The organism is Pleomorphomonas koreensis DSM 23070, assembly GCF_000425185.1.
GTDB lineage: Bacteria > Pseudomonadota > Alphaproteobacteria > Rhizobiales > Pleomorphomonadaceae > Pleomorphomonas > Pleomorphomonas koreensis.
The window spans coordinates 205,138-221,121 of sequence record NZ_AULH01000006.1 but is presented as its reverse complement, the minus strand read 5'-3'; the positions used below and the strand labels follow the sequence as shown (position 1 = coordinate 221,121).

At 68.2% G+C, this 15,984-nt stretch carries 14 protein-coding genes and 1 other RNA gene; 11 read left to right on the top strand and 4 right to left on the bottom strand.

Features of this window, described 5'->3' with window-relative positions:
- Window positions 1-101: 101 nt before the first annotated feature.
- From H512_RS22470 to rnpB, 6 genes are all read left to right on the top strand, one after another.
- Window positions 102-764, top strand: coding sequence for a CvpA family protein (locus tag H512_RS22470; RefSeq protein ID WP_084798298.1), 663 nt, complete (start codon window positions 102-104; stop codon window positions 762-764).
- Between the two features lie 341 nt (window positions 765-1,105).
- Window positions 1,106-2,575 (top strand): amidophosphoribosyltransferase, encoded by a 1,470-nt coding sequence (gene purF / locus H512_RS0104545; protein ID WP_026782470.1) that lies wholly within the window; start codon window positions 1,106-1,108, stop codon window positions 2,573-2,575.
- 19 nt (window positions 2,576-2,594) lie between these two features.
- Window positions 2,595-3,326 carry an SDR family NAD(P)-dependent oxidoreductase gene (locus H512_RS0104540; protein WP_245585344.1) on the top strand — a complete coding sequence of 244 codons (732 nt, stop codon included), beginning with the start codon at window positions 2,595-2,597 and terminating at the stop codon, window positions 3,324-3,326.
- Window positions 3,323-4,078 carry a peptidoglycan recognition protein family protein gene (locus H512_RS0104535; protein ID WP_026782468.1) on the top strand — a complete coding sequence of 252 codons (756 nt, stop codon included), beginning with the start codon at window positions 3,323-3,325 and terminating at the stop codon, window positions 4,076-4,078. Before H512_RS0104540 ends, H512_RS0104535 begins: the two co-directional genes overlap by 4 nt.
- A gap of 149 nt (window positions 4,079-4,227) precedes the next feature.
- Window positions 4,228-4,809, top strand: a complete 582-nt coding sequence (locus H512_RS22465) for a lytic transglycosylase domain-containing protein (RefSeq protein ID WP_053239545.1) — start codon at window positions 4,228-4,230, stop codon at window positions 4,807-4,809.
- A 47-nt stretch (window positions 4,810-4,856) separates the two neighbouring features.
- An RNA gene (gene rnpB, locus H512_RS25610) (RNase P RNA component class A) lies at window positions 4,857-5,237 on the top strand.
- 3 nt (window positions 5,238-5,240) lie between these two features.
- On the opposite strand, the gene H512_RS22460 is transcribed toward rnpB, so the two are convergent.
- On the bottom strand, window positions 5,241-6,158 hold the full coding sequence (locus tag H512_RS22460) for a uracil-DNA glycosylase (RefSeq protein ID WP_053239544.1): 918 nt from the start codon (window positions 6,156-6,158) through the stop codon (window positions 5,241-5,243).
- Between the two features lie 219 nt (window positions 6,159-6,377).
- Here H512_RS22460 and H512_RS0104520 point away from each other — a divergent pair, with 219 nt between their 5' ends.
- The 3 genes from H512_RS0104520 to H512_RS0104510 are packed head-to-tail and all read left to right on the top strand — an operon-like array spanning window position 6,378 to window position 9,309.
- Complete coding sequence (locus tag H512_RS0104520; RefSeq protein ID WP_026782467.1) at window positions 6,378-8,051, top strand: electron transfer flavoprotein-ubiquinone oxidoreductase; 1,674 nt, start codon at window positions 6,378-6,380, stop codon at window positions 8,049-8,051.
- Between the two features lie 33 nt (window positions 8,052-8,084).
- Window positions 8,085-8,768 carry a LuxR C-terminal-related transcriptional regulator gene (locus tag H512_RS22455; RefSeq protein ID WP_053239543.1) on the top strand — a complete coding sequence of 228 codons (684 nt, stop codon included), beginning with the start codon at window positions 8,085-8,087 and terminating at the stop codon, window positions 8,766-8,768.
- 1 nt (window position 8,769) lies between these two features.
- Window positions 8,770-9,309: an NUDIX domain-containing protein gene (locus H512_RS0104510; protein WP_026782466.1), complete on the top strand. Its 540-nt coding sequence runs from the start codon at window positions 8,770-8,772 to the stop codon at window positions 9,307-9,309.
- Between the two features lie 142 nt (window positions 9,310-9,451).
- On the opposite strand, the gene H512_RS0104505 is transcribed toward H512_RS0104510, so the two are convergent.
- From H512_RS0104505 to H512_RS22450, 3 genes are all read right to left on the bottom strand, one after another.
- Window positions 9,452-10,102, bottom strand: coding sequence for an HD domain-containing protein (locus H512_RS0104505; protein ID WP_026782465.1), 651 nt, complete (start codon window positions 10,100-10,102; stop codon window positions 9,452-9,454).
- 204 nt (window positions 10,103-10,306) lie between these two features.
- Window positions 10,307-12,346 carry a glycine--tRNA ligase subunit beta gene (glyS, locus tag H512_RS0104500; protein ID WP_026782464.1) on the bottom strand — a complete coding sequence of 680 codons (2,040 nt, stop codon included), beginning with the start codon at window positions 12,344-12,346 and terminating at the stop codon, window positions 10,307-10,309.
- A gap of 140 nt (window positions 12,347-12,486) precedes the next feature.
- A complete protein-coding gene (locus tag H512_RS22450; RefSeq protein WP_084798296.1) occupies window positions 12,487-13,725 on the bottom strand; it encodes a cell wall hydrolase in 1,239 nt (412 codons plus the stop codon).
- Between the two features lie 226 nt (window positions 13,726-13,951).
- Between H512_RS22450 and H512_RS0104490 the strand changes: the two genes are divergently transcribed.
- Window positions 13,952-14,953, top strand: coding sequence for an MDR family oxidoreductase (locus H512_RS0104490; RefSeq protein ID WP_026782463.1), 1,002 nt, complete (start codon window positions 13,952-13,954; stop codon window positions 14,951-14,953).
- A 119-nt stretch (window positions 14,954-15,072) separates the two neighbouring features.
- Complete coding sequence (locus H512_RS0104485) at window positions 15,073-15,972, top strand: DMT family transporter (RefSeq protein WP_026782462.1); 900 nt, start codon at window positions 15,073-15,075, stop codon at window positions 15,970-15,972.
- The last annotated feature ends 12 nt before the right edge of the window (window positions 15,973-15,984 follow it).

Genomic DNA, 15,984 nt, shown 5'->3' with positions numbered 1-15,984 from the left:
TTCCGTCCGTTGATTGAATTTGCCGAGCCGGGCCATTACCGTTAACTCGGTTCGGGCTTGAAGGAATCAGGGGGCGGGCTTCGGACGCCAAAGGGGCAGAGATGTCGATTACGCTACTCGACGGTATCCTCATCGTGGTCATGCTGATCTCGGCGCTGCTCGCCATGATCCGCGGCTTCGTGCGCGAGGTGCTGTCGATCGCCGCCTGGGTGGCCGCCGCCGTCGCCGCCTTCCTGCTCTACGGCGACGTCCTGCCCTTCGTTCAGCCGCACATCTCGCAGAAGCAGCTGGCGCTGGTGGCCTCGGCCGGCGGCATCTTTGTGGTGACGCTGATCATCGTCAGCTTCATCACCATGCGCATCTCTGATTACGTGCTCGACAGCCGCATCGGCCCGCTCGACCGCACGCTGGGCTTCGTGTTCGGCGCGGCGCGCGGCCTGCTGCTAGTGGTGGTCGGCATGCTGTTCTTCAACTGGTTCATCCACGATCCGGCATCGCAGCCGGCCTGGGTGGCCGACGCCAAGTCTCGGCCGCTGCTCAACGCGCTCGGAGCCCAACTGATGGCGGCGCTGCCGGAGGACCCGGAAAAGCAGATCCTCGACCAGTTCCGCAATCCGAGCCTCGACGACGGCGCGCCGGTGCCTGACGGCGACGACAGCCAGCCGCCGTCCGACGATGCTGCGCCCGGCGACGGCGCCTATCGCCAGGGCGAACAGAACGGCCTCAATCAGCTGATCCAGTCGACCAACGCCCCGAAGCCTTGAGCGGCCATGCGGATGCGCAGGTCCATTCCGGCGCCACGCGACGCGGAGCCCGCCGGCCAATGAAGCCGTGACGGAAAGCAGGGCCGTCGTCTTCCCGAGCAGTTCCGGCGGAATCGGAAACCGGCGTGGCGTCCACAATAGCGCCAAAACAAGCGGATAGAGCCTGTCCGGCGTGTCGCAATCGGACCGGACATGCGCTGGCGATTGCCAGCCCGGCGTATTTGACGTTTTGAAGACGGCGACGGATGCTTTATACGGGCGCCGTGCGCGGTGGTCTTCCTGTGTCGCGAGATGCCGGAGAGTGGCGCGGTCCTGAAATCTCGAAAGTGGGTAGGCCGACCATGGACGATTTCACCCTCGACCCCTTCGCCGCCGACGGCGACGACCGCTTCCACGAGGAATGCGGCGTGTTCGGCGTGTTCGGCGTGGAAAACGCCTCGGCGCTCGCCGCTCTCGGCCTGCACGCGCTGCAGCACCGCGGCCAGGAGGCGGCGGGCATCACCACCTTCGACGGCAAGGAATTCTACACCGAGCGGCACATCGGCCTCGTCGGCGACAACTTCACCAAGGCCAAGGTGCTGGCCCGCCTGCCGGGCAACCGGGCGATCGGCCACACCCGCTACTCGACCACCGGCGGCTCCGGCCTCCGCAACGTCCAGCCGCTCTATGCCGAACTGTCGGCCGGCGGCTTCGCGCTCGCCCACAACGGCAACCTGACCAATGCCATGACCATCCAGCGCGACCTTCAGCGCCGGGGGGCCATCTTCCAGTCGACCTCCGATACCGAGACCATCCTGCACCTCGTCGCCACCAGCCAGAAGGCGGCGCTGGTCGACAAGGTGGTCGACGCGCTGCGTGCCGTCGAGGGCGCCTATTCCATCGTCTGCATGAGCCAGGAGAAGATGATCGGCTGCCGCGATCCCTTCGGCATCCGGCCGCTGATCCTCGGCGATCTCGACGGTGCGGTGATCCTCGCCTCCGAGACCTGCGCCCTCGACATCATCGGCGCCCATTTCGTGCGCGAGGTCGAGCCCGGCGAGATGGTGGTGGTCACTGAGCGCGGCATCGAGAGCCTGCGTCCGTTCGACAGGCGGCCGCCGCGCTTCTGCATCTTCGAGTATGTCTATTTCGCCCGGCCGGATTCGGTCTACGCCGGAACCTCGGTCTACCAGGTCAGGAAGCGCATCGGCGCCGAGCTGGCCCGCGAGACGCCGGCCGTCGCCGACGTGGTGATCCCGGTGCCCGACAGCGGCACGCCGGCCGCCATCGGCTTTGCCGAGGCGTCGGGCATTCCCTTCGACTTCGGCATCATCCGCAACCATTATGTCGGCCGCACCTTCATCTCGCCGACCGACACCATCCGTCACATGGGCGTCAAGCTGAAGCACAACGCCAACCGCACGGTGATCGAGGGCAAGCGCATCGTGCTGGTCGACGACTCGATCGTCCGCGGCACCACCTCGCTGAAGATCGTGCAGATGATGCGCGAGGCCGGCGCCGCCGAGGTGCACATGCGCATCGCCTCGCCGCCGACCACCGATTCCTGCTTCTACGGCGTCGATACGCCGGAGAAGGGCAAGCTCCTGGCCTCGCGCATGTCGATCGAGGAGATGACGCGCTACATCCAGGTCGACAGCCTCGGCTTCCTGTCGATCGACGGCCTCTACCGCGCCGTCGGTTCGGCCGCCCGCGACAACGAGCAGCCGCAATATTGCGACGCCTGCTTCACCGGCGACTATCCCACCGCCCTAACGGATGCCGCCGGCTCCGGCCCGGTGCGGCAGCTGTCGCTTCTGGCCGACGCCGGCTGACCGTATCGGGGAGGAGAGGGTGACCGAGAAACGCATCGTGGTGGTAACCGGCGCGTCCCGTGGCATCGGCTACGAGGCGGCGCTGGCGCTTGGCCGGGCCGGCTGGCACGTCGTCGCCGTCGCCCGCACGCAGGGCGGGCTCGAAGAGCTTGACGACGCCATACGCGACGCCGGCGGCTCGGCCTCGCTGGTGCCGCTCGACCTTGCCGATGCCGCCCGCATCGATGAGCTTGGCGCCGCGCTCAACCAGCGCTTCGGCCGCATCGACGCGCTGTTCGGCAATGCCGGCCTGCTGGGCGGCCTGGCGCCGGTCGGCCACATCGACCCGAAGAAGTGGGACCAGGCCTTCGCCGTCAACGTCACCGCCAACTACCGGCTGATCCGTTCCCTCGACCCGCTGCTCCGGCAGTCGCCGGCCGGCCGCTGCCTGTTCGTCACCTCGGCCGCCGCCTGGAAGGGCTCGCCCTTCTGGGGCGTCTACGCCGCCTCCAAGGCGGCGCTCAACGCGCTGGCCGTCGCCTATGCCGAGGAAGTCAGGAACTTCGGCATCACCGTCAACCTCCTCAACCCCGGACCGCTCCGGACGCGCATGCGCGCCCAGGCCATGCCCGGCGAGGACCCCGATGCGCTGGCAAGCCCCGCCGATCTCGCGCCACATATCGTCTCGATCCTCGATGGCGATGACGGCCGTACCGGCGAGCTTTACGACTTTCCGACGCTCTCGTGGATGAAGCCGCGGCCGCCGCAATGAGCCCCTACGACATCGATCGCGCTTATGCCTCGCCCAATTCGGGGCACCGGCCGCCGGGCAGCGTCGTCGATCATCTGGTGTTGCACTATACCGGCATGCGCTCGGAGGAGGGCGCCCGCGACTGGCTGTGTGACCCGCGCTCGCAGGTGTCGAGCCATTACATCGTGTTCGAGGACGGCCGCGTCTTCCAGCTCGTCGATGAGAGCCGCCGCGCCTGGCACGCCGGCCGCTCCTTCTGGCGCGGCGTCACCGACCTCAATTCGCGCTCCATCGGCATCGAGATTGCCAATCCCGGCCACGAATTCGGCTACCGGCCGTTTCCCGACCGTCAGATCGAGGCGGTGATCGGCCTCTGCCGGTCGATCTTCGCCCGCCATTTCATTCCGCCGCATCAGGTGGTCGCCCATTCCGACGTGGCGCCCGACCGCAAGGAGGACCCCGGCGAGCTGTTCCCCTGGGAATGGTGCGCCGCCTTCGGCATCGGCCTCTGGGTGCCGCCGGCGCCCTTCGATCACGCTCCGGCGCTCGGCCTCGGCGATAGCGGCGAGAAAGTGCTGGAACTTCAGCGGCTTCTGGCCGGCATCGGCTTCGATATAGCCCCGAACGGCGCCTTCAACGAATGGACCGAAACCGTCGTCCGCGCCTTCCAGCGCCATTGGCGGCCGGCCCATGTCGACGGTCGCGCCGACCCCTCTACGCTCGACACGATGGCGCGCGTCGCCGACGTTTTCGCGGCGTCCGCCGGGGCCTGATCCTTTGCCGGCTGCCCGGCCAATGCGGCGAAGATGCGGACCATTTCGCGGCCGCATGGCTGGTATGCGCCACATTGACGGCCCCGCATGGCCCGATTCGTCGGTCAATTCCTTGCCTCACGACTGGGGGGCAATGGAACAGAGACCGCATGACACTGATCAAGACGCTTGCCACCGCCACGCTGCTTCTCGCCTTCGCGGCGCCCGCCATGGCCGATACCGCCAAGCCGGAGGTGGCCGCTCCCGAAGCCGCCGCCGAAAAGCCCGACAGCATCTTCGAGCTGATGTTCGGCACCAAGGCCGACAAGAGCGCCGCCGCCGAGACGATCGTTGAGCCTGCCGCCAAGGGCGGCCCGGAAGCCACTCTCCGCCACCGCATCGCCGCCCATGCCAGGGCGGCCGGTCTGCCGGCCGAACTGGCCGAGGCGGTGGTCCGCCACGAGAGCCGCTTCAATGCGAGGGCGCGCGGCCGCCACGGCGAGATCGGGCTGATGCAGATCAAGCCGCAGACCGCCCGCGGCCTCGGCTATCGCGGCACGGCCGCCGGCCTCTACGACGTCGAGACCAACCTCAAGTGGGGCATGGCCTATCTGGCCGGCGCCTACAAGCTGGCCGGCGGCGACACCTGCGGTACCATCCTGCGCTACAACGCCGGCCACGGCGCGACGCGCATGAACCGCATCTCCCGTGCTTACTGCTCGGAGGTGGTCACCTACGTCGCCTCGCTGTGATCCTCTTTCCTTGACCTTCCGGCGGGGGCATGCCACATGGCTCCCCGCCAGTCGGTCGGACGACCGCGCGGACAACAGGCGAAAGCCCGTCCGGGAGGAAAGTCCGGGCTCCACGGAAACACGGTGCCGGGTAACGCCCGGCGAGGGCGACCTCAGGGAAAGTGCCACAGAGATCGAACCGCCCCGGCATGCCGGGGTAAGGGTGAAAAGGTGGTGTAAGAGACCACCGCGGCCCCGGCAACGGGACCGGCATGGCAAACCCCACCGGGAGCAAGACCGAATAGGGACGACGCGGGGGCAACCCCGGCCTGTTTCCGGGCCAGTCGTCCGGGTTGGTTGCATGAGGCGTCCGGCAACGGCCGTCCCAGATGAATGGTCGTCGGGCGGGAAACCGCTCACAGAACCCGGCTTACAGACCGACTGGCCCTTTCCTACGCGGGCGGCAGCGTGCCGCCGTTCTCCAGGAACAGCTTGGCCGTCAGGAAGTCGCGCCACGCTTCCCGCTTCTTGATCGGCGTCCTCAGGAGATAGGCCGGATGGAAGGTCGGCAGCGCCTTGAAGCGTTTGCCGCCGATCTCCAGTTCGCACCAGCGGCCGCGCAGCTTGTTGATGCCCTGCTTCACCGCCTCGCCGCCGAGCAGCGCCTTGGCCGGCTGCGCCCCGAGGAAGACGATCAGCGCCGGGTCGATCAGCTCGATCTGCCGGAGGATGAACGGCCGGCAGATAGCCACCTCGACGTCGGACGGATCGCGATTGCCCGGCGGCCGCCAGTAGATGACGTTGGCGATATAGGCGTTATGGTTGCGGCTGTAGCCGATGGCATTCAGCATGCGGTCGAGCAACTGGCCGGAGCGGCCGACGAAGGGGCGGCCCTCGATATCCTCGTCGCGGCCCGGCGCCTCGCCGATCAGCATCAACTTCGAGGCCGGATTGCCGTCGCCGAACACCGTGTTCTTGGCGGTGAGCTTCAGATTGCAGCCGTCGAAGCCATGGATCAGCGCCCTGAGTTCGTCGAGCGTGGTCGCCGATTGCGCGGCGGCGCGCGCCTGCATCACCGTGGATTCGGTCGGAAGCTGCGCCGTCGGACCTGTGGCGACGACCGGGCGGGCTGGCGATCGCTGCGGTGCAAAGTCCGTCGCCGGCGGCAGCGGCCGGCCGGCCCCGGCCTGCGGTGGTGGCGGGCGCCGTTCCGCCCGCGTCTCGGCCGCCGCCTTCGCCTTGGCGCTCTCCTCGAAGCGATCGACCGGCGCCTCGGCGAGCGGCGTATCGACGCCCGTCGCCGCATACCATTCGAGCAGCGCGGCGGCGGCATCGAGGCCGGAGGAGGGATTGGTCGGATCGGACGGCATGGCCTTCTCTATAGACGAGGACGGCCGCCGTGGAAACGCCGCAGCCGTCAGGCTTGCGAAAGCGCCGGAGCCGGCCCGAAAGCGTTTGATCGCGCCGGCCGTTCGTGGTTGAAGAGCCGCAATGCGCTTCATCCGTGTTTGTCGGTAGCCGGCGCGCCGCCGCCTGGCGCGATGGTTGCAAAGATCCTTGCCGATCAGCTGCTTGGAAGAGAGTGAGCCATGAGCACCGAACTGCCCGAGCGTGAGTCGATGGAATTCGACGTGGTGATCGTCGGCGCCGGCCCGGCCGGCCTTGCCGCCGCCATCCGCCTGAAGCAGCGGGCCGCCGCCGGCGGGCAGGACATATCCGTGCTGGTGCTGGAAAAAGGCTCGGAGGTCGGCGCCCACATCCTGTCCGGCGCCGTGGTCGACGTCTCGGGCATCTCGGCGCTGCTGCCCGACTGGCGCGATGATCCCGGCAATCCGTTCAGGACGCCGGTCACCGACGACCGCTTCTATTTCCTGTTCGGGAAGACCGGCATCCGCCTGCCCAACGTCCTCCTGCCGCCGCTGATGCACAACCACGGCGCCTACGCCGTGTCGCTGGGCAACGTCTGCCGCTGGCTGGCGCAGAAGGCCGAGGCGCTCGGCGTCGAGATCTATCCGGGCTTCGCCGCCGCCGAAGTGCTCCACGACGAGGCCGGCCGGGTGATCGGCGTCGCCACCGGCGACATGGGCGTGAAGAAGGACGGCACGCCCGGCACCAACTACCAGCGCGGCATGGCGCTTCTGGCGAAATACACCCTGTTCGCCGAGGGCGCGCGCGGCTCGCTCACCAAGAGGCTGATCGCCCGCTATCGGCTCGACAACGGCTGCGAGCCGCAGAAATTCGGCATCGGCATCAAGGAGCTGTGGGAGGTGGCGCCGGAGAGGGCCCGGCCCGGCCTCGTGCAGCATTCCTTCGGCTGGCCGCTCGGCGCCGGCACCGGCGGCGGCTCCTTCCTCTACCACCTTGAGAACAATCAGGTGGCCGTCGGCTTCGTCGTCCACCTCAACTACGAAAATCCCTATCTCTCGCCGTTCGAGGAGTTCCAGCGCTTCAAGACGCACCCGCTGGTGCGCGACACCTTCGAGGGCGGCCGGCGCGTCTCCTACGGCGCGCGGGCGCTCACCGAGGGCGGCTGGCAGTCGGTGCCGAAGCTGGTGTTTCCCGGCGGCGCGCTGATCGGCTGCGCGGCCGGCTTCATGAACGTGCCGCGCATCAAGGGCAGCCACAACGCCGTTCATTCGGGCATCCTCGCGGCCGATGCGGCCATCGAGGCGATCGCTGCTGGTCGGGCACAGGACGAGCTTTCCGCCTTCGAGACGGGCTGGCGCGGCTCGGCCATCGGCCGGGACCTCAACCCGGTGCGCAACGTCAAGCCGCTGTGGTCGAAGTTCGGCACGCTTCTCGGCATCGGCCTCGGCGGCCTCGACATGTGGATGCAGACGCTGTTCGGCGTGTCGCCCTTCGGCACGCTCCGCCACGGCAAGACCGACGCCGACTGCCTGAAGCCGGCCGCCCGCTTCCAGCCGATCGCTTACCCTAAGCCGGACGGCAAGCTCACCTTCGACAAGCTGTCGTCGGTGTTCCTGTCGGGCACCGCCCACGAGGAGGACCAGCCGGTTCATCTCAGGGTTCTCGACCCGGACCTCCAGAAGATTTCGGAACTCGAGGTGTTCGCCGGTCCGTCCGTCCGCTACTGCCCGGCCGGCGTCTACGAGTGGATAAACGAGCCAAATGCCGGGCCGCGTTATGTAATCAATGCCCCAAACTGTGTTCACTGCAAAACTTGTGATATCAAGGACCCCAATCAGAATATCGATTGGGTCGTTCCGGAGGGGGCGGGCGGACCCAATTATCCGAACATGTAGTGGTCATTTCGTTCCAGCGGGTAGGGTGGATTGATGAGCGAGCGGGTAGAAGACGCGCAGCCGGCCGACGTCGGCCAGAATTGGACGGCGATCGTCGCCGAGGACCATCCGATCATCCAGTCGGCCGTGGTGCGCATCCTGAAGAAACGCTTCGGCTTCCGGCAGCCGATTCTGGCCACCGCCTACGATGAACTTGCCGACGCCGTGCTCGACACCGGCGACAACACCCTGGTCATCACCGACCTGGTGATGCCCGGCATGCGCGGCCTCGACACCATCAAGCACGTCCGCTCGCTGGCGCCGAAGGCTTTCGTGGTGGTCTATTCCTCCAATTCCGGCGAGGAACTGGCGCAGGGTTGCCTCGATCTCGGCTGCCGCGCCTTCATCGGCAAGCGTTCGTCTGAGGACATGCTGGCCGCGGCCATCGAGACGGTGCTCGACGGCGGCACCATTATCGAGGTCGGCGCCGACAATTCGGCGGTGTCGCAGGCGGTGCTGGAACGCTCGGCGCTGGTGGCCGAATTGTCGCCGCAGCAGCTCAAGGTGTTCCAGCTCCTGGGCGACGGCCTCCTCAACAAGCAGATCGCCTATCAGCTCGGCATCTCCGAGGCGACCGTCAAGGCGCATGTCGGCAAGATCCTGGAAACGCTGAAGATCACTTCGCGCAGCCAGGCCGCCATCACCTCCGCCTGGATGGCCGAGCACGGCCTGATCTGAGGTGATCCGCACCGTCGAGAGCCGCGTCGTCTATGAGAACCGCTGGATGCGCGTCCGCGAGGACGCCATCGAGCGGCCGGACGGCTCGCGCGGCCTCTACGGCGTCGTCGAGAAGCCGGACTTCGTGGCCATCGCCGCCGTCGACCGGCCGCGCCGCCTGATCCATCTCGTCGAGCAATATCGCTACCCGGTGGCCGGCCGCTACTGGGAGCTGCCGCAGGGCTCATGGGAAACGCGGCCCGACGTGCCGCCGGAGGAGGTCGCCCGCGCCGAACTCGGCGAGGAAACCGGCATCGTTGCCGGCAAGATGACCTATGTCGGCGCGCTGTTCCTCGCCTACGGCTACTCCTCGCAGCGCTACCACGTCTTCCTGGCCGAGGACCTGACGGCCGGCGCCACGGCGCTGGAAGCTGAGGAGGCCGACCTCGTCTCCCGCGCCTTTCCGCTTTCCGAGGTGGAGGCGATGATCGCCGACGGCGTCATCCGCGACGCCACCACGGTGGCGGCGCTGGGGCTGATCCGGCTCAAGGGATTGCTCTGAGGGGGTGACGGGGCTGCCGGTTCCGGCTGGTTTGCCTCTTCCTGCCCGAGGTGGTCCGCCTTCGCGGACCATGACGATTAAACATAACAACAACAATGTCATGGTCCGCGAAGGCGGACCACCTCATCCCGAAAGGGGCGCCTCAAATCTCTTCCAGCAAATCGTCGTAGAAGCGCTTCAGCCGGGCGTGCCGCTCGGCGGCGAGGCGGCGGCCGGTGGCCGTCTTGAAGCCGTCGCACAGCCGGAACAGCTTGGTCATGAAGTGGTCGAGCGCGAAGCGGCTGTCGTTGAGCGGCCGCTCCTCGGCGGCCGGATCGCCGGCATCGTAGAGATGATTGTTAAGCCGACCAGCCACATAGAAGCAGCGGGCGGCGCCGATCATGCCGATGGCGTCCAGCCGGTCGGCGTCCTGCAGGATGCGTGCTTCCAGCGTCAGCGGCTCGATGCCGCCCGAGAAGCTGTGCGCCTCGATGGCGTGCGCCACCTTCTCCCGCCGCTCCGCTTCCCAGCCGATTTCGGCCAGGATGCCCCGCGCCTTGCGCCCCGAGAGTTGCGAGGCGCGCGGCCGGTCGGGCGAATTCTTCTCGACAGCGACGCAATCGTGCAGCAGCACCGCGGCAACGAGAATCTCGCTGTCGCCACCCTCGTTGTCCGAGATGATGGTGGCGTTCTTCCAGACGCGGATCAGGTGGGAAACGTCATGGCTGCCGTCCGTGGTGCAGACGCAGGCGCCCGAGTGGGGCAGCAGCAGGGAAGCAAGGCGGTCGTGCGGAGAGAACAGCGAAAAGGTCAACAGCGCTCATCCGTTTGGCTAAGATATGACGGCCAGCATACGCCGAAAGTCGTAACTGCCAACCCCTTTTGCGTAAGAAACGTGCAAAAAAGCATACCGGCCGAATCGTAACGATTTCGGCCGAACTTCGTTCCGCCGGATGAAAACAGAAGAGCCGCCCGCCAACATTGGCGGGCGGCTCGTCTCGTCATAAATAACGATGGATCAGCCTTCGATCTTCGAGAAGTCGGCGACCTGATGGCAGGCGTCGCGCAGCACGGTCAGGAGGGCGAGGCGGTTGGCGCGCACGGCGGCGTCGGCGTCGTTGACCAGCACCTTGTCGAAGAAGGCGTCGACCGGCGCCCGCAGCGTCGCCAGCGCCTTCATGGCGCCCTCGAAGTCCTCGGCGGCGACGGCGGTGCGGGCGGCCGTGGCGGCCGTCTCCACGGCGGCGGCGAGTGCCTTCTCCTCCACCTCGCGGAACAGCGCGGCATCGACGGCGGCGGCGACCGCGGTGCCCTTCTTCTCCTCGGCCTTCAGGATGTTGGCGGCGCGCTTGTAGCCGGCGAGGAGGTTCCTGCCGTCGTCGGTGGCGAGCAGGGCGCCGAGCGCCTCGACGCGCTTGACGATCAGCAACAGGTCGTCCTGGCCGCCAAGCGCGAACACCGCGTCGACGAGATCGAAGCGGTTGCCCTGCTCGCGGAGCTGCACCTTCAGCCGGTCGGCGAAGAAGTTGAGGAGATCGGGCGTCTTCTCGGCATAGGCGCCGAGCGGCAGGCGCACGCCGTTGTCGAGGATGATGCGGATGACGCCGAGCGCCGCCCGGCGCAGCGCGAACGGGTCCTTGCTGCCGGTCGGCTTTTCGTCGATCGCCCAGAAGCCGGTGAGCGTGTCGAGCTTGTCGGCCAGCGCCACGGCGATGGAGACCGGCGCCGCCGGCACCCGGTCGGATGGCCCCTGCGGCTTCCAGTGCTCCTCGATGGCGGCGGCCACCGCCGTATCCTCGCCGGCGTGGGCGGCGTAATAGCGGCCCATCAGGCCCTGCACCTCGGGGAACTCGCCGACCACGCCGGTGAGCAGGTCGGCCTTGGCGAGCAGGGCGGCGCGGGCCGCCTTGTCGGGATCGGCACCGACCAGCGGCGCGATCTCGCGGGCAAGCTCCACGATGCGCCGCACGCGGTCGCCCTGGCTGCCGAGCTTCTCGTGGAAGGTGATGCCGTCGAGCTTGGGCACCAGCGTGTCGAGCGAAATGGCGAGATCGCCGTCCCAGAAGAACTTGGCGTCCGACAGGCGGGCGCGGATGACGCGCTCGTTGCCGGCGACGATGGTGGCGCCGCCGTCGGTCGCCGCCATGTTGGAGGTCAGGATGAAGCGGTTGGCGAGGCGGCCGGTCCTGGGGTCCCGCAGCACGAAGCACTTCTGGTTGGCGCGGATGGTGGCGCGGATCACCTCGTCGGGCACGTCGAGGAAAGCGGAATCGAACGAACCCATCAACACCACCGGCCATTCGACGAGGCCGGCCACCTCATGCAGCAGGCCCTCGTCCTCGACCAGTTCCAGGCCGGCGGCCAGCGCCAGATCGCGGGCGTCGTGCAGGATGATGTCGCGCCGGCGGGCCGGATCGAGCACCACCCTGGCCTTTTCGAGCTTCTCGACATAGTCGGAGAAGCGCCTCACCTTGATCGCCTCGGGGGCGAGGAAGCGGTGGCCGTAGGTGACGTTGCCGGAGCGGATGCCGTCGACCTCGAAGTCGACGACGACCGGCTCCTCGGTCTCCGGGCCGAAGGTGCAGACGATCGAATGCAGCGGCCGCACCCAGCGCAGCGTGCCCGAGCCCCAGCGCTGCGACTTCGGCCAGGGGAAACCGCGGATCACCGACGGCATCAGCTCGGCGATGATGCCTTCGGCGGCGCGGCCGGATTTCACGAGGTCGGCGACATAGAAGTCGCCCTTCTTCGGATCGGAGACGACGCGCGCTTTCGCTATGTCATCGAGCCCGGCGCCGCGCAGAAAACCCTGGATGGCGCCGGCCGGCGCGTCGGTGCGCGGCCCCTTCTTCTCCTCGCGGATGTCGGGCGAACGGGTGGTGAGGCCGTGGACGGTCAGCGTCAGGCGGCGCGGCGTGGCGAAGGCGGCGGCGCTTTCGTAGGTGAGGCCGGCGTCCACCAGACCGCCCGTCACCAGGCCCTTGAGATCGTCGGCGGCCTTCGCCTGCATGCGGGCGGGGATCTCTTCGGAAAAGAGTTCGATGAGCAGATCGGGCATGGTGGTCCTCGGGTCGTCCCGGCGGTGCCGGTCGTCTGGCGATGCTGCGCCTGATTAGTCGGTTCGGGGCTGAATGTCATCCCCGAATAGGCGCGGCAGAGGCGGACGGACGCGAGGAAGCGAGGGGGAAAACGCGGCTCTCAGCTCCAGCCGCCGTTGATCGTCTGGTAGAAGACGTGCATGCCGATCTTCGCCTTCTTCTTGAACACGCTCGCCCAGTTCGGCCGCACGTAGGTGGCGTGATAGTGGGTGGCCGTGCCGACTTCGTCGATCCAGGCGGCGCCGCTGGTCACCTCGCCGGCGATCTGCTGCGCCCGCCTGAAGGCCGCCTTGTCGAAGATGATGTCGCGCTTGCCGTCGCAGGCGAACGAGAACTGGCACTCGTTGTAGCGGTCGCGGTTCTGGTAGACCACCTTGCAGATGGTCTCGGGGTAGGCCGGATTCTTGACGCGGTTGAGCACCACCTGCGCCACGGCGATCTGGCCCTTGCGCGGTTCGGAGCGCGCCTCGAAATAGATCGCCTCGGCGAGGCATTTCTGCTCGCCGTCGTTCCAGACGCTGGCCGGCAGCGGATTGGCCGCCCACCAGTGATCGCCCGGCCGCACCACCGGCGCCGGTGGCTCGGGCTTGTCGCCGGGCATGGCGAACAGCGGCGCGAACATGTCCTGGCTGACCACCGAGCTGTCGGGCGCGTAGGCGGCCAGCAGCGCCGAGGCGGCGGCGCCGGTCTCGGCCGGCGCGTAGGCGCGCGACGGATAGCTCGACGCCACCAGCATCGTCCGGCCGGGCTTGTGCTGGGGCAGCGGTATCGGCGCGAGATCGGCGACGGCGGTCTCCGGCTTGGGGCTGATGAAGCGCGATACGGCGAGAACGGACAGCGGCGCCGACGATTCCTCGAAGGCCATGGTCGGCAGCACGGCCGGCGGCGTCAGGCGGCTGTTGTCGTTGAAGGTGATCGAGCCGGCCGAGAAGCCGCGCTCGGTGGGCGGCGTCGTGACCGTCATCGGCAGGTCGCCCTTCCACGAGCGGTCGATGCGCTCCTCGTCGGGCACGAAGGCCGAGCCGTCGATGGCGCCGGTGATGACGTCGCCGACGCCCTCGACGACGATCGAGCCGCCGTTCATCTCGACGCGGGCCGAGGCGGCCTTGACCTCGCCGAGGCGCGGCGCGACCACGGTGCTCTCGCCGCCCGGTCCGACGCCGAGCGTCACCGCCCAGCGGCTTTCCGGCTTGTTGATCTGGTCGACGACGAGGCTGGCGATGTCCTGGTAGGCCACGCGGGTCGGGAAGGCCGCGGCAGCGAGAAACACCACGCCGGCGGCGACGAGCCCGACGCGCCCGTGTCCGGGCCGGACTCTGCTACGAGGAACGCGACGCATGGACTGACGGCCTCCGCGGGAACAGGACTGTGACGAACGATGACGGAGACGAAAGCTGCTCCCGGTCCGGATGCTGGCGGATTAACCTTGAAAAGCCGTTAATGGCGTTGCGCGGGCCGGTCGCGGGCGGCGCTTTTCCGCGGAAAACGTCGATCCGCGAGTGTTTTGAAGGTACTGGCCAAATCGTCGTCGTGGTAAACGGTGGCGGATGCAGGGAGGAACAGGGATGACCGATTTCGCCGCGGTGCTGCTCGAACGGAACGGCGAGGGCGCCACGAGCGCGCGCCTCGCCCGGCTTGCCGAAGCCGACCTGATGGATGGCGACGTGACGCTGGCCGTCCGCGCCTCGGCGGTGAACTTCAAGGACGGTCTCGCCGTCACCGGCCGCCTGCCGGTGGTGCGCCGCTGGCCGATGGTGCCGGGCGTCGATGCCGCGGCCACGGTGATCGCCTCCGACGACACGCGCTGGCGGCCCGGCGACGAGGTGATCCTGACCGGCTGGGGCGTCGGCGAGACGCATCTCGGCGCCTGGGCCGGGCGGATGCGCGTCTCCGGCGATTGGCTGGTGCGGCGGCCTCCAACACTGTCGCCGGTCGAGGCGATGGCGCTCGGCACGGCCGGCGTCACCGTCGCCGCCGGGCTGGAGCGCCTTGCCCGCCACGGCCTGTCGCCGGCCGACGGCCCGGTGGTGGTAACCGGCGCGGCCGGCGGCGTCGGCTCGCTCGCCGTGCTGCTGCTGGCGGATGCCGGCTGGAGCGTCACCGCCGTCACCGGCCGGCCGGAGGAGGCCGAACGGCTGCGGGCGCTCGGCGCCGCCGAGGTGATCGGCCGCGAGCCCTTCGCCGGCCCGCTGAAGCCGCTCGCCAGGGAGCGCTGGGCGGCGGCCTTCGACACCGTCGGCTCGACCGTGCTCGCCCATGTCGTGTCGATGCTGAAGCCGGGCGGCGCGGCGATCGCCTGCGGCAATGCCGCCGGCATGGATTTTCCTGCCAGCGTGGCGCCGTTCATCCTGCGCGGCGTCAGCCTGATCGGCGTCGACAGCGTCCGCCTGCCGGCCGCGCAGCGCGAGGCGATCTGGCAACGCCTGTCGGAAACGGTCGATCGGCGCCGGCTCGCCGCCATGACGCAGGTGATTCCGCTCGATGCGGCCATCGATGCCGCCCGCCGCATCGTCGATGGTCGCCTGGCCGGCCGGACGGTGGTGGCGATCGGCAATCTGGACGGCTGACAGCCACCGGCAGGTCACGCGTCAGGCGGACGTCAGCGACATGGAGTCTTTCCTTGCCGTGAATCGTTCCATGGGCGATATAGGGGCAGATTGACCGTTCTCGAGGCAAACCCCGTCCCATGACCGACTTCCGCGACACGCTGCGCGGCATCGTCGCGATGCTGCTCAGCTGCCTGTTCTTCATTATCAACGACACCGCCATCAAGGTGACGGCCGAGGGCCTGCCGCTCGGCCAGGTGCTGTTCCTCCGTTCGGTTCTGGCCACGGCGGTGGTGCTGGTCATCGTCTGGAAGATGGGCCTTCTGCCGCGCGTGCTGCCCCAGACCTCGCGCTTCGTCCTGACGCGCTCGATCGTCGAGGGTGTGACGACGCTGGCCTACATCGGCGGCCTGATGCACCTGCCGATCGCCAACGCCTCGGCCATCGCGCAAGCCACGCCGCTGGCGCTGACGGCGGCCGGCGCCATCCTCCTCGGCGAGGCGGTGGGCTGGCGGCGCTGGCTGTCGGTGGCGGTCGGCTTCTGCGGCATCCTGATCATCGTCCGGCCGGGGCCGGACGGCTTCAACGCCTGGGCGCTGCTGATCCTGCTGTCGGTGGTGCTGGTCACCATCCGCGAGCTTTCCACTCGCTTCATCGCGCCGAATACCGATACCGCGGTGGTGTCGCTGGTCACCCAGGTGATGGTGACGATCGCCTGCGGCCTGCTCGCGGCCACCGAGGTCTGGCAGCCGATGGACATGATGCAGATCGGCCTGATCGTGCTGGCCAGCGTCGGCTGCCTGCTCGGCGTCCACTTCTCCATCGACGCCATGCGGCACGGCGACATCTCGCTGGTCGCCCAGTTCCGCTATTCCTTCATCCCCTTCGCCATCTTCCTTGGCTGGCTGGTGTGGGGCGACGTGCCCGATCTCCTGACCTTCGTCGGCATCGCCGTGGTGGCCGGATCGGGCATCTACGTCTTCTATCGCGAGCGGGTTCGCCACCAGTTGCTGGCAAGCCGCGCCGAGCCCGGAATCTGATCCCGGACTCCA